The sequence below is a fragment of the Ekhidna sp. genome, assembly GCF_965221965.1.
Taxonomy (GTDB): Bacteria; Bacteroidota; Bacteroidia; order Cytophagales; family Cyclobacteriaceae; genus Ekhidna.
Map to the genome: position 1 here is coordinate 2,843,642 of NZ_OZ244926.1, position 17,742 is coordinate 2,861,383.

Genomic DNA, 17,742 nt, shown 5'->3' on the forward strand with positions numbered 1-17,742 from the left:
AAAATCAGTCTGCTTCTTCCCACTGTTCGTCTTCCCATTTGTAAAACTTTTTGATATCTCTGTTTAGCTTTTTGACTATCAAAAGCACAACCGTAGCATCATCTGTAAAGCCAAGCGCCGGAATAAAATCAGGAATTAAATCTGTAGGGGTGATGAAATAGACCAATGCAAATACAATCAAAACGATTGTTGAAACAGGGAATGCCCTATACTCACCATTTATATGCGATTGGAACATCCTTAACAATATTTCCAGTTTGGTTTTCAGTTCCCGCAGCTCTCTGGAATTTTCAGCTAGGCTTTTTAACTTATTTCCAGCCTTCGTCAAGGTGGACTTCATCGCCTCCTTATCAGTAGCTGTTTCCTTTGCTTTTTGCCATATTTTTCTGGTCTTGTCCATCAATTAAAAAACGTCCTGAATTTCTTCCTTAATATACTTAATTGCCTGTTTTGGCGTATCCATCTCCTCTCCTGCACTATTTTCTAAAATAGCCCTTGCCAGGTCAAACCCTTTTGCCTTTTTATCAAGTGCGTTCGATGAGGAATTAATAATGGATATGGTCTGCTCCACAGCTGTTGTTACGTAAGTCCATGCACTGTCCGACATGTATACTTGCTGCGAAAGATTGTGGTTAAACTCATTTCTGATTTCATGGATCAGAATATGCTGAAATTCTTCTGCCGAATAATCCGAGCTACTAAGCCTGGATATGAGGTTTGCAGGTGTTATTCTCTCGAGTAACAATACAATCCGCTCGTAAGCTTGCAGTCGAATCGGCACGACAATCTCCTGATTTTTCTGACGCACGCTGAAAGCAATTTCGTCCAGTTGTTTCTGTAAAAAGGAGCGAACCAATAAGTAGGCTAAATAAAGAACCAGGGCTGCTGGAATCGTAATTTTCAGAAGTTCGTAAACCATTTCCATGGATTGGATTGTTTAATGTTTTTAATGCATTCTAAAAATCCATTTTCTTTGGGCCTCTTCCCATCCTTCTCCAAAGTGGAGAAGGAGATTAGCTGATTTTTAGAATACGTATTTGATAAACGTCAAAAATAATACTTTTACGTGGAGGCTTTAAGTAATTCAAAGCTAGTATTGAATAAATGATTAAGTGAATGAAACCACCTGTGGAAATAACGGATCAAGCGCTGAAAGAGGTTAAAAATATCTTAAAAAATAAAGGCATCCCCAAAGGCTATGGATTGCGTATTGCTACTAGAGGCATGGGGTGTGGCGTTGGTTTTAAGTTGGGCTTTGATAAGCAGAAGGATACGGATGACGTTTACGATTTGGATGGCGTGCAAGTCCTGATCCGAAAGAGTGAAATGATGTTTTTGGTTGGGAAAAAAATTGAGTTTTACGATGAGTCTGATGGACGAGGGTTTGTGTTTACTTAACCCTCCAGCTCCACTGTCGCCTTATGGCATAGCCCTTTAATCGGTGGATTGTATTTACTGATCCGAACCTGTACACGATTGACTTGGGAAAAGTTTTCTTTTAAAGCTTTAATCATTTTACCGGCCAGGTGCTCTAATAGGTTGGCATCAATGCTCATCACATTTTGGACTATTTCATAAACCTGCTCGTAGTTGACAGTGCCTTCCAGTTTGTCGTCTGAAGCAGCCTCAGTAAAGTCTACATCCAGCGTTACATCCACACTGTATTTGTTACCGATTACACGCTCTTCTTCATAATAGCCATGACGAGCGTAAAACTCCATTCCCTCCAGAGAAACCCTTCCCATGCTTAGCTATCTGTGTCTAGTTCATCAAAAAATGATACGGTCTTGGAAATACGAGGGCCTCTCTTCTCTTCTACATGTTCTTCCTTCTTGGGTTTTTCCTCCTGCTCTTCGGCCTTAGGTTCATCAGCTTTCTTAGAATCCTCTGTCTTTTTGTTGTCAGCCTCCTTGGCCTTTTCCTCCTCTTTATCTTCTACTCTACTTCGTTGAGTAATGCGTTCTCGCAACTCCTCCGTTTTTGGGGGCTCACTTGAAGTTTCTTGTGCTTCTTCTGATTCGCGTTTGGGGACTTCAGCTTTATGTGCCTCTATATCCATTGGAGGTGTCTCCAGAGTTTTACTTTCTGCCTTTACCTCTGTCCTTTCGGATTTGATTCGCTCTTCACTTTCACGGGCAAGTTTTTTTACCCGTTTCACATAATCATCAAACTTGAACTCTCTATTCGCACCAGTGTTTTTCTCTACTTTCTCTATTAGAGTAACTGAAAGATTTTTCAGCTCCTGCAGTGCATTTTGACGGTGATTTTCAATGTCACGGTGATTTTGCTCAATGCTTTTTACTGCGTCCTGAAGTTCTTCGATGATCTGTCGAGCTTCCATTTCCGCTTGCTCTATCATCGAGCGTGCTTTGTTTTTAGATTCACTGAGCAGAGCTTCGGCGTTCATCTTGGTTTCCTTCATGTGAAGCTCAGCGGCCTTGTTAGCCTGCTCTATCACATTTGCACCTGTATCTTCAGCCGTCTTGAGTGTTTTGTAAAGGGAGCTTTCAACTTCACGGAGTTTTTCCACTTCCTTTTCTGCTTGCTTCAGCCTAAGGGTCAGATCCTTATTCTCCTCGAGCATGCGTTCCCATTCGTTGGATAGCGACTGGAGAAAAGCGTTGACTTCATCCTTATCATATCCTCTCAGCTTCTTTTCAAAGTCTTTCTGACGAATTTCCAGCGGTGTTATCTTCATTCTGCAAATTTAATTTCCCAAACGGAGATTGAACGATCATCGCTACAAGTTACTAACAAGTCTTGATAATTCATCCATAGCAGCTTATTAACGCTATTTCCATGTCCAGCGTGCCTATGCTTGTCCAGTACTTTCAGCAAGCGAAAATTATGCGCATCCCACAATTTAATGGACTTGTCCATGCTACCGGTTATAAAATATCGTCCATCAGTTCGGAATATTACATCATTAATGGTGTAAAGGTGACCCGCAATTGACTCCCGTAAAACGTAATCTTCCTGCGTATCCCAGACTTTCAAGTGTGCATCCCGACCCGCTGTTATCAGGTATTTCCCGGAGGGATGATACTTAGCCGCAAATACAGAGTTCTTATGTCCTGTCAGTACTTGTTTGACATCCATTGTTTTTGGGTCAACAACACGAGCCACATTGTCACTGCAACCAATCACCAGTTCGCCATTTATCTGATGAATACTTCTGATACGATCATTGGCATATTTCACTCGGTTTTCTATGGTCAGGTCTTTTGAAAGAACCAGTACCTCACCATTGGACAATCCAGCCCATAGAGAACCATTAACCATTTGCAAGTCAAAAATTTGATATTCTCCTAAATGGATGGACTTCATCTCCTTCTTCTCCTTAAGGTCGATTTTATGGATACCTTGATTGTTTTGGCCTGCGTACAAGAATCCCTCTTCGGAATCGTAGGTGAGTGCATAAACCGAGCTTGGTATTTTCACAATGACCTCTCCTTCGTCAGGAGATCTCAGGTCCCACATGACGACCATTCCATCACCTCCGGCTGAAATAAATCGATGATCATCTAATGCCTGAAGTGTATAAATGCTGTCGTTGTGCCCTAGAAAAGTGTGGAGTTTTTTTACTTCGATTTTGCTCATTTGGAATACAAAATTATTACAATTGCCAATGCCATTGCTATTGAACAAGCAGATTGACGAACAATCTGCCTATGCCGTCTGGAACATCCAGGAAACCTTTTTGGAGCTTCCATACCTTTCTCCAGAACCCTACCCTGCTGAGCTGCACCCCATAAGACAAGCTGAGTGGATTATTGGACGTATCCTTGTTAAAACACTCTGCGAAAAGTTCGGCATCAAGTACCAGGGCATCAGTAAACAGGATAAAGGCAAGCCATACCTAAATGATAATACAGCAAACATCTCTATCTCACATTCGTTCCCCATCGCCGCAGCTATGATCCACCTGGAGAAACCATGCGGAATAGATATGGAGCGGCCTAGAGATAAACATGAGTATGTTAAGCTGAAATACCTGCATGAAACAGAAATGCAATATCAGGATGATTTGCAAAAGCTTTGCACAATCTGGTGCGCCAAAGAAGTGATCTATAAAATCTTTGGACGTAAATTTTTGAGTCTGAAAAATGAGATCAAGCTGTCCTTTGAGACAGACAGCCTGATCAAAGGTGAGATATTGAAACCGGGCCATGAAACGACTCACCAAATCCATTACGAATGGGTGAAGGAGTATTTGTTGGCTTATGGCACCTAAACTTTACTCGTACCTTAGGGACTGCACCGGATTAGCTCGAACAGCTTTAAATACATGAAAGCTAACAGTCCCTAAAGCAATGAGCAGGGCAACTGCTCCCCCGATAAGAAATAAGAATGGATTTATTTCAATTCGATACGCAAAGTTTTCAAGCCAGCCCTTCATGAAAATGAAAGTAATTGGCGTTGCTATTAAAAATGACAACAAGATCATCATAGCAAACCCTCTGGAAAGTAGTATCATTAACTCTTTCGTTGAGGCACCCATGACTTTTCGTATACCAATTTCCTTGATTCTCCGCTGAATCGAAATTGAAGCAAGACCAAAAAGACCCATACATCCAATGAAAATGGATAGCACAGCAATAATCGTAATCACAGAACCCATCTGCTGATCGGATTTGTAAAGCTCGCTGAAGTGGTCGTCCAAAAACTCATACTCAAGAGGAAAGTCCTTGACAAACTGACTATAAACTCGTTCGATTTCAGCTAGACCAGCCTCAATATTCTGACCATTCAACTTTACCGACATTTCACTATATCCCCATTCGGAATGCACCACCATTGAGAGCGTGTTCACTTTATAGTGCAATGAGTTGAAATTAAAATCCTCTGTCACTCCTATGATAGTTCCAAGTGAATCATTCGGGTACCAACTATGACCTACTTTCTGTCCAATAGGATCATCAAAGCCCAATTCATCAGCAAATGCCTCATTGATTATAAATGCTAAGCCATCATCGGTTGCATACTCTTTTGAGAACGATCGTCCATCCTTGAGTTTGATATCATACACCTCCAGGTAATCGTAATCTACATGCACATTGGAAGGAGTTACGCTTACAACGCCAGTGTCTTTTAATACCTTGAAACCCCATTGATGAAAGTTGTTGCCAAGTCGCTGACCCGAACCTGTAACACCTAAAATGTTTGACTGTTTTAGCAACTCCTCTTTCATCTCCCGGTAATGCTCCTGAGACTCTCGGTTCATATCCACCAGCACTATGTGGTCCTTAGAAAAACCAATATCCTTGTTTTTGATGTACATCAGCTGCTGGACAACAATCAATGTGCAGACAATCATGCCAAGTGCTAAGCTGAACTGCAAAACAATAAGTGAGCTTCTGAAAATAGACTTTTTCTCCTGAGTTTTTAATCCTTTAAGCACGACTACTGGCTTAAATGATGATAAATAAAGCGATGGATACAATCCTGCGATTACTCCTAGCAGCAGAGTGACGCCTAAAACAATGGGCATAAACTCCATATCAACTAGAAATGGAAAAAGTGATAGTTGCCGATCAATGAGGTTGTTTAATGAAGGAAGTGAAACGATTACCAACAAAACCGCAAACACCAATGCTATGACAGAAAGTAGGATGGATTCAAAAATGAATTGATCGAAAAGCTGTTTTCGTACCGCACCTATCGTTTTTCTTACCCCGACTTCCTTGCTTCGATTGCTCGCCCTTGCAGTGGTGAGGTTTGTAAAATTGACAGACGCAATGATGAGAATGAATATTCCGACCATAACAAAAATGTCAAGATATTCTCCATTAAACTTTCTGTAGTTATTGTAGTCATGTTCAATATCCATGGAAGCTAAATGCACTTCCGGGAGTGGCTGAAGAAAAAGTTGGTAATACTCATTAATGTCTCCGTCACCATTGTCGACATACTTGAGTAAGTATTCCGGGAACTTCTCTGCCATTTGTTTCAGATTGGCATTTTCGTTCATGATGAAATAGGTGTTCAGAAAATTTCCCCCAAACCGATTGTTAAATTCGTCCTCCTCAGCACCAGCAGCAAAGACAGATAACACTATATCAAATTGAAGATGTGAGTTTTCAGGAACATCCTCCACTACTCCCCTAATAACCACCTGATCTCCTCCCATTTCGAAAGCCTCACCAACAACATCTACCTTACCAAAAAGCAATTGTGCAGTAGATTCTGTAACAACTGCATCCAGCGGCCCACTGATTACTTCAGATGGATCACCATGAATGAGTGAAAAATCGAAGACCTCAAAGAATGTACTGTCGACACCTACAACCTTGTCAACCATTATATTCTTGTCCTCCAACTCCACCAGTTGATTTCCCCAGCTCCAGAATCGCGTATATTTTTCTATCTCCGGAAATTCTTCAGCCATCGTTGGGCCCATACCGGGCATTGAGAGTGCCACTTTTTGAGTATTAGTTCCGGTGAAGCTTTGCACCTCACATAGTCTATAAATATTATTTTCATGAAAAGCATCAAACGATCGCTCATCCTTAATGAAAAGATATATAACCAGGCAAGCAGCTATCCCAATGGACAGGCTAAAAATATTGATAGAGGAGAAGCTCTTATGTTTTAAGAGATTCCTAAATGCAGATTTTAAGTAGTTTTTTAACATTGATATATTAATTAGTCCGTTTTTGAGTTCGATATTTTTTATGATTCCAGGTCGAAAAAGCAGTATGACATCAAGGAAGTATTTGAGCTTTGCTTTGCTCAGATTAGTGCTAGCACGCTCAGCATACAACTCTGATAAATCTCCTTCTACATCTTCAATAAGCTTTGAATTGCAAAACCACCTTAGGAATCGGGCTGGAAGTCTAGGAGGCGATATTTGCTGAGAGTTGCTCATGCAAATTTGAAATCAAATGCTACCGACGGAATAGAATCCCAAAGCTGCTTTCTGGTTTCCATTACTTGCTCCAATACTTTTTTACCCAAAGGAGTCACTTTGAAATAGCGCTTACGCTTACCTCCTCTAACAGCAGTTGCTTCCCCAAATTCTGACTCGAGATAGCCCTTTTTCTCTAATCTATTAAGTGCCGTGCGCATAGCACCTACACTTACTTTTCGCTCCAACCGGCTCTCAATTTCTTCCTTAATGGAAATCCCATAGGCATTTTCGTAAAGAACAGCCACTGTTAGCATTACAACCTCCTCGAATTCCCCTATCGAATACTTATTCATAGATTTTCAATTTAAATCCTAAAAGTAGACTAAATATTTAAGTCTTAAATGTAATCTTAATACTGAAAGAGAAACGAAAGGTTACAATGCTATGGAGAAATTAGAGGCTGAAATACTGATCGTCCAGCTTTTGCAGGATTAGTTTGACCTCATCTGCTTTATGGTAATCCCCCAGCTTCTCGAAAGAGACAATCAAGTTACGTAGGGCTCGGAGAATGATATCCAGATTAGAGCAAGGTTCGTAAAAGATGTCTTTTTTGTCAAGTTGAAGGCTCTCCAGATAGTTGTCTATGTCATCCCTTGTGAAAACCAAACCCCTATTGAAAACATTGATATAAAAGGATTCTTCACCTATTTTATAGGTGAGGATAAATAGGTTAGGGAGGTTAACCCCATAAATTGGGAGGTCCATTTTTTGAGCCAGGAGCAGGTAGATTGCACAAAGAGAAATAGGGTTTCCCTTTCGTGTTTCCAGCACGGCATTGAGCATTGAATTTGCCGGGGAATGAAAATTCTTTGTATTCGCCCTAAATCGAAACTTATTGAAAAAGACTTCATTGAAGACCCTAATGCGATCATAAGGAGCCATCTCTTCACTCATATGCCTCCACAATTCATGATACAACTGGTCCAAAGGCTGGCGAAGCTCATCCGGTTCTAAATCAGGGTATTGATAAGTGGCTACAATCCATAGCCCTTTCAACAGATCATCGGATTCATTTTCTTTCCATTCAATAAACCGTTCCTTCAGTAATTCAAACTGAAGTTCGTGGATCAAATCTTCAATCTTGCCTTGAATGATAGGATTGAATGTGCTCTCCCACTCCTGCTCCAGCATGGGGATCACGCTCGTGCCAATAGACATGATTTTTTCTTCCACATGAGAAACTACCTCGTGATCTTCATCGTCCAGGAGAACGACTAATGCCTTTATTTCAGAATCCTTCAGCACTTAATAAAGGTATTAAGTTTGGATGACACCTACATTCATACGCTCTTCAATTGGCGCGAGGTTGGCCACTTCAATTCCTTTTGAAATAACCTCACGAGTGTCTTTAGGATCGATGATTCCATCTACCCACAACCTCGATGCGGCATAGTATGGACTTAGCTTTTCCTTGTAGGAATCCTCAATTTTTTTCAACTGCTCATTCTTCTCCTCTTCTGTAAGTTCTTTTCCCTTTGCTTTAGCTGAGGCAATTTCTATTTGCAGAAGCGTTTTTGCAGCCGAGCCTCCACTCATTACCGCTATTTCAGCAGTAGGCCATGCATAGATCAAACGTGGATCGTAGGCTTTTCCACACATTGCGTAATTACCAGCTCCATAAGAACTTCCCATGACAATACTGAATTTAGGAACCACGGAATTGGAAACAGCATTAACCATTTTCGCACCGTCTTTGATGATGCCTCCATGTTCTGATCGCGATCCAACCATGAATCCATTCACATCATGCAAGAAAACCAATGGAATTTTTCGCTGGTTGCAGTTCATAATAAAGCGAGCTGCCTTATCCGCAGAGTCTGAATAGATGACTCCACCCATCTGCATTTCGCCTTTTTTGGTCTTCACAACTTTTCGTTGATTAGCAACAATGCCAACACTCCACCCATCAATTCGTCCATATCCACAGACAATAGACTTGCCATAGAGCTCTTTATATTGGTCAAATTCGGAATCATCAACCAGGCACTTAATTACGTCTACTGCGTCATATTGAATGCCTCTATTCGCAGGGAATTCACCGTAGACATCCTCCAGCTTTTTCTTGGGTGCTTTACTCTTTGTTCTATTAAACCCTGCAGTTTTAGGATCTCCGACTTTATCAAATATCTTTTTGATCGCGTCTAGAGCCGCTTTGTCATCAGGGAACTTATTGTCTGTGACACCAGAAATCTCACAGTGAGTGGTTGCACCACCAAGCGTTTCATTATCAATATCTTCGCCTATTGCTGATTTGACCAGATAACTACCAGCCAGGAATACAGAACCAGTACCATCAACTATTAAAGCTTCATCGGCCATAATCGGCAGATACGCTCCTCCAGCCACACAGCTTCCCATGATCGCTGCAATCTGGATGATGCCTTTAGAGGACATTACTGCATTATTTCGAAATTGTCTACCAAAGTGTTCTTTGTCGGGAAATATTTCATCCTGCATAGGAAGAAATACTCCGGCACTATCTACCAAATAAATAATCGGCAGGTTGTTTTCTATTGATATCTCCTGAGCTCTTAGGTTCTTTTTAGCCGTCATCGGAAACCACGCTCCTGCTTTCACTGTCGCATCATTCGCTACAATCATACACTGCCGCCCGGATACTTTTCCAATGCCAGTTACCACACCTGCAGACGGACACCCACCCACTTCTTGATACATGCCATCAGCTGCAAAGGCTCCCACTTCCAAAAAATCTTTTGGATCATCGAGCAAATAGTCAATTCGCTCTCTAGCGGTAAGCTTACCCTTTTTATGGTGTGAAGCTATTTTCTTTTCTCCACCACCAAGTTTTACTTTTTTCAGGCGCTCGTTTAGTTTGTATACCAACTGTTTGTTGGCATCTTCATTTTTATTGAATTGAATGTCCATGAATGTTCGCTACTTACCTTCCTGTTCCTGCGGAATACCTCTTAGTTTTTTATTCTTCCTTCCCAAAGGTCCCAGGAAGTCCTTAGGATAATTATTGAAGTGAATGATTAATTCATCCATATCTACTAAAAGCTTGTTCAAATTGTTATAGATAGAATCATTATTGAGGAGCTTACCTACGGTCCCCTCGTCGGATTGTACTGCTAATAATAGTTTGTTGACGTGCTCCAGTGATTCATTTACTTTTTCTAAAGTGGCAGCAACTGGAACTTCATTGAGTGAATCCATCAACATTTTAGAGCTTGAAATCAGCCCCTCCAATTGGTCACTTCTGTCCTTGATACTCAGGATTAATGAGTCTGTCGAGGTGAGAACTTTTTCCACCTCGAGCTGATTTACCTTATATGTGATTGAACCAATAGCATATTTTAAGGTGTCAACAGTGCCTTTAATATCAGTATTATTTAGTTCGTCAAGCAATTCATTAAGCTTGGTAATTGTTGTATTCAAGTTGTCTGCCACTGGCTCAAATTGCGAGAGCATATCACCATCCATATCAGAAGCCAGCGTGTCACCGGGCTGTGCTTTTTCTTCAGACTTTCCCACATTTAGGACAATCGCCTTGCCTCCAAAAAGTCCATCATTGGCTAGTGTGGCCGATGCATCTTTTCCAATAGTAAGTTTTTCATCAATATCGATTGAGACAACTATGTACCCTTTCTTTTGAACCAACTCAAACCCACTTACTCGTCCAACGGGAAGTCCGTTAAAATACACTGGATTAGATACGTTTAAGCCCGAAACATTCGTATATGTGGCAAAGTATCTGTTGGAAGGTGAGAACAAATCAGACCCTCGTAGAAAATTGAACCCATAGTATAAAAGAGCTCCGGAAATAATGGTGATTAGACCAATCTTGAATTCTTTTGACACAGTTCTTAATTTTTAGTTTTGAGCATCAAATGCTTCTTTGTAATCTTTGATGGCACGGTAAATACCAGACGCAATGTAAGACTGCACATCCGGATTATTTAATTCCTTCTCCTCGGCCGGGTTGGAAAGGTAGCCAATTTCTACTAACACACTAGGCATTGCAGTGCTCCACATCACGTAAAGACTGGATTGTTTTACGCCATAACTTCTTCTCCCGGCACGGTTTTTTAGTTGATCGTCAATCAGGCTGGCCAGCATCAAACTATTATCCTGAAAAGCCGATTGAGTCAGGTTAAAAAGAATATAGGATTCTTCGGACTGTGGATCAAAATCGTAGTTTTTCTCGTAATCCTCTTCCAATAAGATTACTGAGTTCTCCCGTTTTGCAACCTCAAGTGCGCGATCTGTATTTTGCGCTCCCATCACATAAACCTCTGACCCCTTTATAGCCTGCTTCCTGGCATAAGGAGTTGTTTTTGGTAAGGAGTTTGCATGGATCGAAACAAACAGATCAGCATCATGACTATTTGCAATCTCAGATCTTTTTTTAAGGTCTATAAATGTATCGTCTTTACGGGTATAGATGACCTCTATATTTGGAATATACTGTTCAACATACTCCCCCACTTTCATGGCTACCAACAAAGCCACATCTTTTTCTTTGGTATAAGATCCAAGAGTTCCTGGATCTTTTCCCCCATGACCAGGATCAATCACAATCTTTGTCACCGCAAAATTCTTCTTCCCTATTGGGTGAAATGATGCTAAAACCAAAAATAGAGTCAGTCCGATGGGTAGTACTAGGTTTCTCACGCCCTTATATTGTCTAAAATGAAATACTTTTACGCAAAAGTTAGAAAAACCGGCATTCAATACAGTTTTCAATTGCTTTCATTTGCAAAAAATCTGCCAATTGTGCCAGTAATTAAACATCTCAAAGATAGTTTGGTCATCATTCATTTTCAAAAAAGCGAGTTGGATTGAGGTGTCTCATTTTACTTTTCTGTTTCACTGCCTATTTCCATGTACAATCACAGGAAATAGATTCACTATCTAAGGACCGGGAGGACCTACTCGAATCTGATACGTTAATCAATTCAGATACAACCCAAGCTGACTCTTTAGTCCAAAAAAAACCTGCATCTAAGAAAAGTGATATTGAAACTACCATCAATTATCACGCAAAAGATTCACTTTTTTTCAATGTAAAAAGCAGAGAGCTAACTATGTATGGTGATACCCATATTGATTATGGCAAAGTAGCTCTGGAGGCTGAACAAACCGAAGTGGATTGGAATAAGCGGACGTTGAAGGCTAAATACAAAACTGACTCCACTGGTAAGAAAATTGGTAAACCTGTTTTTACAGATGGCCCGGACACTTATGTCACAGATGATATCGTCTACAATTTCAAAACAGAGAGGGCGGTAATCAAGGGGGTAATTACCGAGCAGGATGGAGGGTTTATGCACGGTGAAGACGTGAAAAAAAATTCAGAGGATGAATTGTTTATCAGAGGTGCAGAGTACACCACGTGTAATCTAGAAGATCCGCATTTTTCAATAAAGTCAACTAAAATCAAAGTAATACCTAACAACAAAGTGGTCTCCGGACCCTTTAACATGCGTTTTAGAGACTTACCAACTCCATTATTCTTTCCGTTTGGCATGTTTCCTCAACCCAAGGAAAAATCATCAGGAATTGTGGTTCCATCATATGGAGAAGAACGGAGAAGAGGATTTTTCTTAAGGAATGGGGGGTATTATTTTGCCATCAGTGACTATGTGGATTTAAGACTTACAGGAGATATCTATTCAAAAGGTGGCCATGGTATTCAGTCGGTATCAAATTATTACAAGCGTTATTCTTTCAGGGGAACATTCAATATGTCTTACATCAAATCCATCTCGGATGAGATAGAGAATCCATTGGAAACAAATGACTATAGTGTTCGATGGAATCACACGCCTGAGTCCAGGGGGAATTCCTCATTTTCTGCCTCCGTGAACGCTGCTTCCACGAGCTACAATACCAATAATAACCTTGTTGTTCAAGATTTCGATCGAAGCATCAATTCGCAATTAGCTTCAAATATTAGCTATAGAAAGACATTCGCTGGTACCCCTTTTCAAATGTCAACAAACCTGCGACATAGCCAAAACCTTAGCACAGGCATTGTGAACCTTACACTACCGGATTTAACGGTTAATATGAATCGAATTTATCCACTTAAAAATGTGGTTAATTCCAGCAAGTCTCCATTAGCAAAGCTCAACTTCAGTCACAATTTTGTCGCAAAGAATGAATTGTCAAATCAAGCAGTTAGAAATGCAGGTTTTAATGTAATAAACCGAGGAGAGCGATCCGATGAAATAATTGCTTTTAATCAGGGGAATCTTAGCGAGATAATGGATCGCTCCAAGCTTGGTGGTAAACACACCGTTCCGATTTCTACTTCATTAAGCCTTTTGAAGTTTTTCACATTAAATCCCAATTTCAATTATCAAGAGCTTTGGTATAATAAGGAATTACAATATGAATATGTTGAGGAGGAAAATGGAGTAAGAATAGATACTGTAGACGGGTTCAGCAGAGCAGGAAGTTGGTCTACAGGTGCCTCATTAAATACACGTGTTTACGGAACGGTATTTTTCCCAAATAGTAAAATTCAGGCAATCAGACATGTAATGACTCCAAGTGTTTCATTTAGCTATAGTCCGGACTTTTCTGATACAAAATATGGGGTGTACAATGATATACAGATTGATTCTCTAGGCAACACTCGACGGGTGAGTAAATACGAAGGCTTTGCCTATGGTTCTCCTCCTGGTGGAGAAAGTAAAACTTTGGGCTTCTCACTTTCCAACAACCTTGAAATGAAAGTGGCAAGTAAGAAAGACACTGTCAGTGGCTTCAAAAAAATAAAGTTGTTCGACAACCTCGGATTAAGCTCTGGTTACAATCTTGCAGCAGACTCATTTAAGCTTAGTAATATCAATGTGAATGCACGAACGAGCTTCTTTGAAGGCAAAGTATCCGTGAACTTTACTGGTACTATTGACCCATATGAGTACCTTCTAATTTCCGAAAGTGTAAATGCGCGAGGAGAGAGGACTGTAAGTCAGCGTAGATTGAATAGGTATGCCTGGAATAATGGAAATGGTTTAGGGAGGTTATCTAATATGACTACTGCAATAAGTTTAAATCTTGCTCCTCCAGGATCCTCAAAGAGAAAAAACTCAAACCAAAACAGTCGACTGAATGATCTTTATGGTGAACAAGGAGTAGTACCTCCCGATGAACAGGTGGGCTTTGATGGGATGACTGATTTTGAAAGAGAGCAAGTGGAACATATTCAAAACAACCCTGAAATGTATGTCGATTTTGCCGTGCCATGGAGTTTACGCGTGCAATACTCAATAAACAGAAACAAACAAGGCTTTGAAGACCCCACCATCCGGCAAAGCCTCTCCTTCAGCGGAACGCTAGGTCTTACCGACAAAACGCAGATCACTTTCAACTCGGGCTATGACTTTGAGGCGAAAGACTTTACCACCACTCGATTGGGAATCTCGCGAGATCTTCACTGCTGGACAATGAATTTTGATTGGGTTCCTTTCGGAAGGTACCAGTCCTACTTCTTATCCATACGAGTTAAATCACAGGTGCTTCAGGATCTTAAACTTGAAAAACGACGAAGCTTCTTCGATTTCTTTAATTAACTCCCTCTTTTAAAATTGTAAAAATTACCATTTAACCTTCCAAACCCTCAAATCCCTTACGAATTGAGGGTTTCTTTTTTACAATTAAAAAGACTTTTTCAGAGCTAGTCTTACGAGTTAATCAATTTTCTAACAAACAAATCATGCTTATGAAAAAGTTTTTCTTTTCAATGATGGCGTGCCTCTTAGTCATGGCTTATGCCCATGCACAGAGGACGGTATCCGGAAAGGTCACTGATGACACAGGTGAGCCTTTAATCGGAGTAAATGTGGTGATAAAAGGCACCACTAGCGGAACCACAACTGATATTGACGGCAACTATCGTGTTCAGGTAAATGATGACGATGTACTGGTCTATTCCTTTGTTGGTTTTGATACTCAGGAAATCAATGTAGGAACAAGAACGGTCATTGATGTGACAATGGGCGGAGCAACAGAGCTTCAGGAAGTTGTTGTAACTGCATTCGGTATCGAGAAGGAGCGTAAAGAGCTTGGATATGCCGTCACCACAGTAGATGGGGATGAGCTAACTAAAGCTAGGTCAAGCAACGTTCTTCAATCATTATCCGGACGAGTGCCGGGGGTAAGAATCAACTCCTCCTCAGGTACAGCAGGTGGATCGGTAAATATTCAGATTCGTGGAGCAAGTTCAATCTCTGGTACCAGCCAACCTCTATTTATTGTAGATGGTACTCCCATTTCAAACTCCTCATTTAGAGGAACACGAAATGAAACCATCAACGGTGGTGCTGACACAGGTAACAGAGCCTCGGACCTTAACCCGGATGATATTGAGTCTATGACTGTACTTAAAGGTGCTTCAGCTGTTGCACTATATGGACAGAGAGCTCGTGATGGTGTTGTCATCGTTACTACTAAGAAAGGTAAAGGAGCATTAAAGCTAGATGTAAACTCTTCAGTTAGAGTTTCTAAGCCTTTCGTTCTTCCTGATTTACAAAACGAATATGCTTCAGGAGATTTTGGAACTTACAATACAGATGCTTTTTCTAATGGCTGGGGTCCAAGAATCGATGGTTTACAAGGAGAGTCATTCAGACAGTTTCCATATGATGGAAACGAAGGTCCGCTTGTAGCTCAACCTGATAACGTGAAAGATTTCTTTGAGACAGGCACTACGCTAATTAACAATTTTGCTATTAGCCAAAGTACTGACGCAGGGGACTTCAGACTTTCTTATACCAACTTCAATGAGAAAGGAATTGTGCCAAACAATGAATTAACACGACACAGTTTTTCATTGAACGCAGGTACTACAATAACTAAAAAGTTATCTACCAGAGCAGTTGTCAACTATAGCAGAACAGAGGGAGTTGGACGTCCACGTCAGGGTAGTAATACACCTACCCGAGTCATAAGCTCGGTGTACAACTTACAGCGTACTCACAACATTGATGTTCTTAAAAATAATTTAAGAGATGCTGATGGAGTACCTATCGGAATCGACGGAAACCAAACTGGTAATAACCCTTATTGGATTGTCAATGAAACCCCATTCAATAACCAGGTTGATAGGGTTTTTGGAAATTTCTCGTTGAATTATCGTCCAGTTGAATGGCTAGACGTAACATCTCGTGTTGGGTTGGATATGTTCACTGAAACCAGAAGAAATATCACAGCAAAAGGAACAAAAAGTGCTCAAGCCGGAAGCTTTGAGGATCGGGATATTTATCGTAGAGAGATGACTTACGATTTATTCGCACGGGCTACTTATGATATTAATTCAGATCTAGTGTTGACAGCTCTTGTTGGGTATCAGGTGAACCAGATTAATAATGAGCAAACAAGAGCATTTGCCAGTAATCTTATCGTAGCTGACTTATATACTCCATCGAATGCTCTTTCTGTAGCAAATACAAGATTTGAATCTATCAGAAGGCTATTTGGCGTATATACTGATATTGGATTCGGTTATAAAGACTACTTGTTTTTAAATATCACGGGAAGGAATGACTGGAGCTCAACGCTTCCAAAAGCAAATAATTCGTTTTTCTACCCTGGGGTTAGCAGTAGCTTTATTTTTAGCGAGGCTTTTGACCTACCTGATTTCATCTCATATGGCAAATTTAGAGCTAGCTACGCTATCGTAGGTAGTGATGAGTTGCCTTATCAACTTGATTTCTTGTTCTTGCCACAAGCTGAAGTTTTCACTCAATTCCTACCTAATAACAACACCTTCCCACACGGAGGACAAGGAGGATTTGGTGGTCCGGCAACACTGCCAGCAGGTCAATCACTTGAGCCACAAGACCAGGCTACATTTGAAGTGGGTACTGAGGTACAGTTTTTTGGTGGACGTGTTGGATTTGACGCGACTTATTACGAAACGGTAACAAGCAACCAAATTCTAAGTATTCAGGTGGCTCAGTCAACTGGATTTGATGCCGTCAGACAAAATGCAGGTGAGGTAACCAACTCAGGAATTGAGCTTTCAGTATTTGGATCACCAGTCAAAAACGAAACTTTCGAATGGCGAGTAACTGCTAATTTCTCAAACAACAAACAGGAAGTTACAAAACTAGCTCCCGGACTGGAGGACCTTGCTTTAACCAGTGGGTTTAGTGGTTTGTCGATCCGAGCTGAAGAAGGTGAACAGTTTGGCCTTTATGGTGCTGGATGGGACAGAAGCCCAGATGGAGACATCATAATCAATGCAACCACTGGTGAGAGAGAAAGAGGTGGCAGAGCGAGACTGGGTAATATCAACCCTGACTATCAACTTGGCATTATGAATACAGTCACTTATAAAAATTTTACTGTAAGTGCACTAGTTGATATCAGCAAAGGTGGAGTTCTTTGGTCAGGAACAGTAGGTGGAATTCGAGGAAGTGGTGTTGCTGCTGAAACGGCTGAGAATCGAGGCAGAGTTTTCATCGATAATGGTGTGAATAGAATTGATAACGGAGATGGAACATTCAGCTATGTTGAGAATCAAACACCAGTTCGTTCTATGCAGGACTTTTGGAACACTTACACTAACGGAAGTAATACCGAAGGAAGTGTATTCGATGCTTCATATGTGAAGTTGAGAGAAGTGACTATCAGCTATAGAATTCCTAATGGACTCCTTTCAGGCACTCCACTTAAGGCAGCATCTATTGGTTTTGAAGCAAGAAACCTTTGGTTGATTGATAGCGAGGTTCCTCATATTGATCCGGAAGCAAGCTTCTTTGGTCCTGGGTTAATTGGAGGACAGGCTAATGTGGAATTCTACAATGTTCCATCGTCAACGACTTTCGGAGCAAACGTTAGACTAACATTTTAAATGATAG

At 40.8% G+C, this 17,742-nt stretch carries 15 protein-coding genes; 4 read left to right on the plus strand and 11 right to left on the minus strand.

Annotated features, from left to right (window positions below; translation table 11 throughout):
- Positions 1-4 precede the first annotated feature (4 nt).
- A complete protein-coding gene (locus ACOQON_RS13410; RefSeq protein ID WP_420575926.1) occupies positions 5-400 on the minus strand; it encodes a YkvA family protein in 396 nt (131 codons plus the stop codon).
- Positions 401-403: 3 nt separating this feature from the next.
- Positions 404-925, minus strand: coding sequence for a hypothetical protein (locus tag ACOQON_RS13415; RefSeq protein ID WP_420575927.1), 522 nt, complete (start codon positions 923-925; stop codon positions 404-406).
- Positions 926-1,116: 191 nt separating this feature from the next.
- Here ACOQON_RS13415 and ACOQON_RS13420 point away from each other — a divergent pair, with 191 nt between their 5' ends.
- Positions 1,117-1,398, plus strand: a complete 282-nt coding sequence (locus ACOQON_RS13420) for a HesB/IscA family protein (RefSeq protein ID WP_420575928.1) — start codon at positions 1,117-1,119, stop codon at positions 1,396-1,398.
- On the opposite strand, the gene folB is transcribed toward ACOQON_RS13420, so the two are convergent.
- Genes folB through ACOQON_RS13435 form a run of 3 tightly spaced genes read right to left on the minus strand, consistent with a single transcriptional unit; the run spans position 1,395 to position 3,600 of the window.
- The gene (folB, locus tag ACOQON_RS13425; RefSeq protein ID WP_420575929.1) at positions 1,395-1,745 is read right to left on the minus strand and encodes a dihydroneopterin aldolase; all 351 of its coding nucleotides are present in this window, start codon (positions 1,743-1,745) and stop codon (positions 1,395-1,397) included. The genes ACOQON_RS13420 and folB overlap by 4 nt on opposite strands.
- Before the next feature lie 2 nt (positions 1,746-1,747).
- The gene (locus tag ACOQON_RS13430) at positions 1,748-2,698 is read right to left on the minus strand and encodes a DivIVA domain-containing protein (protein ID WP_420575930.1); all 951 of its coding nucleotides are present in this window, start codon (positions 2,696-2,698) and stop codon (positions 1,748-1,750) included.
- On the minus strand, positions 2,695-3,600 hold the full coding sequence (locus ACOQON_RS13435; protein ID WP_420575931.1) for a WD40 repeat domain-containing protein: 906 nt from the start codon (positions 3,598-3,600) through the stop codon (positions 2,695-2,697). Before ACOQON_RS13435 ends, ACOQON_RS13430 begins: the two co-directional genes overlap by 4 nt.
- A gap of 28 nt (positions 3,601-3,628) precedes the next feature.
- Here ACOQON_RS13435 and ACOQON_RS13440 point away from each other — a divergent pair, with 28 nt between their 5' ends.
- A complete protein-coding gene (locus ACOQON_RS13440; protein WP_420575932.1) occupies positions 3,629-4,234 on the plus strand; it encodes a 4'-phosphopantetheinyl transferase family protein in 606 nt (201 codons plus the stop codon).
- Between the two features lie 3 nt (positions 4,235-4,237).
- On the opposite strand, the gene ACOQON_RS13445 is transcribed toward ACOQON_RS13440, so the two are convergent.
- The 6 genes from ACOQON_RS13445 to ACOQON_RS13470 form a co-directional block, all read right to left on the minus strand.
- Positions 4,238-6,868: an FtsX-like permease family protein gene (locus tag ACOQON_RS13445; protein ID WP_420575933.1), complete on the minus strand. Its 2,631-nt coding sequence runs from the start codon at positions 6,866-6,868 to the stop codon at positions 4,238-4,240.
- Positions 6,865-7,203 (minus strand): PadR family transcriptional regulator, encoded by a 339-nt coding sequence (locus ACOQON_RS13450; RefSeq protein WP_420575934.1) that lies wholly within the window; start codon positions 7,201-7,203, stop codon positions 6,865-6,867. Before ACOQON_RS13450 ends, ACOQON_RS13445 begins: the two co-directional genes overlap by 4 nt.
- Before the next feature lie 100 nt (positions 7,204-7,303).
- Positions 7,304-8,152 (minus strand): transglutaminase-like domain-containing protein, encoded by an 849-nt coding sequence (locus ACOQON_RS13455; protein WP_420578693.1) that lies wholly within the window; start codon positions 8,150-8,152, stop codon positions 7,304-7,306.
- A 15-nt stretch (positions 8,153-8,167) separates the two neighbouring features.
- Positions 8,168-9,796 carry an acyl-CoA carboxylase subunit beta gene (locus ACOQON_RS13460; protein ID WP_420575935.1) on the minus strand — a complete coding sequence of 543 codons (1,629 nt, stop codon included), beginning with the start codon at positions 9,794-9,796 and terminating at the stop codon, positions 8,168-8,170.
- 9 nt (positions 9,797-9,805) lie between these two features.
- Complete coding sequence (locus ACOQON_RS13465) at positions 9,806-10,729, minus strand: MlaD family protein (protein WP_420575936.1); 924 nt, start codon at positions 10,727-10,729, stop codon at positions 9,806-9,808.
- Between the two features lie 12 nt (positions 10,730-10,741).
- Complete coding sequence (locus ACOQON_RS13470; protein ID WP_420575937.1) at positions 10,742-11,542, minus strand: N-acetylmuramoyl-L-alanine amidase family protein; 801 nt, start codon at positions 11,540-11,542, stop codon at positions 10,742-10,744.
- Positions 11,543-11,709: 167 nt separating this feature from the next.
- Here ACOQON_RS13470 and ACOQON_RS13475 point away from each other — a divergent pair, with 167 nt between their 5' ends.
- Together ACOQON_RS13475 and ACOQON_RS13480 are read left to right on the plus strand one after the other, a co-directional pair.
- Positions 11,710-14,451 carry a putative LPS assembly protein LptD gene (locus tag ACOQON_RS13475; protein WP_420575938.1) on the plus strand — a complete coding sequence of 914 codons (2,742 nt, stop codon included), beginning with the start codon at positions 11,710-11,712 and terminating at the stop codon, positions 14,449-14,451.
- A gap of 149 nt (positions 14,452-14,600) precedes the next feature.
- Complete coding sequence (locus tag ACOQON_RS13480) at positions 14,601-17,735, plus strand: SusC/RagA family TonB-linked outer membrane protein (protein WP_420575939.1); 3,135 nt, start codon at positions 14,601-14,603, stop codon at positions 17,733-17,735.
- Positions 17,736-17,742: the final 7 nt, after the last annotated feature.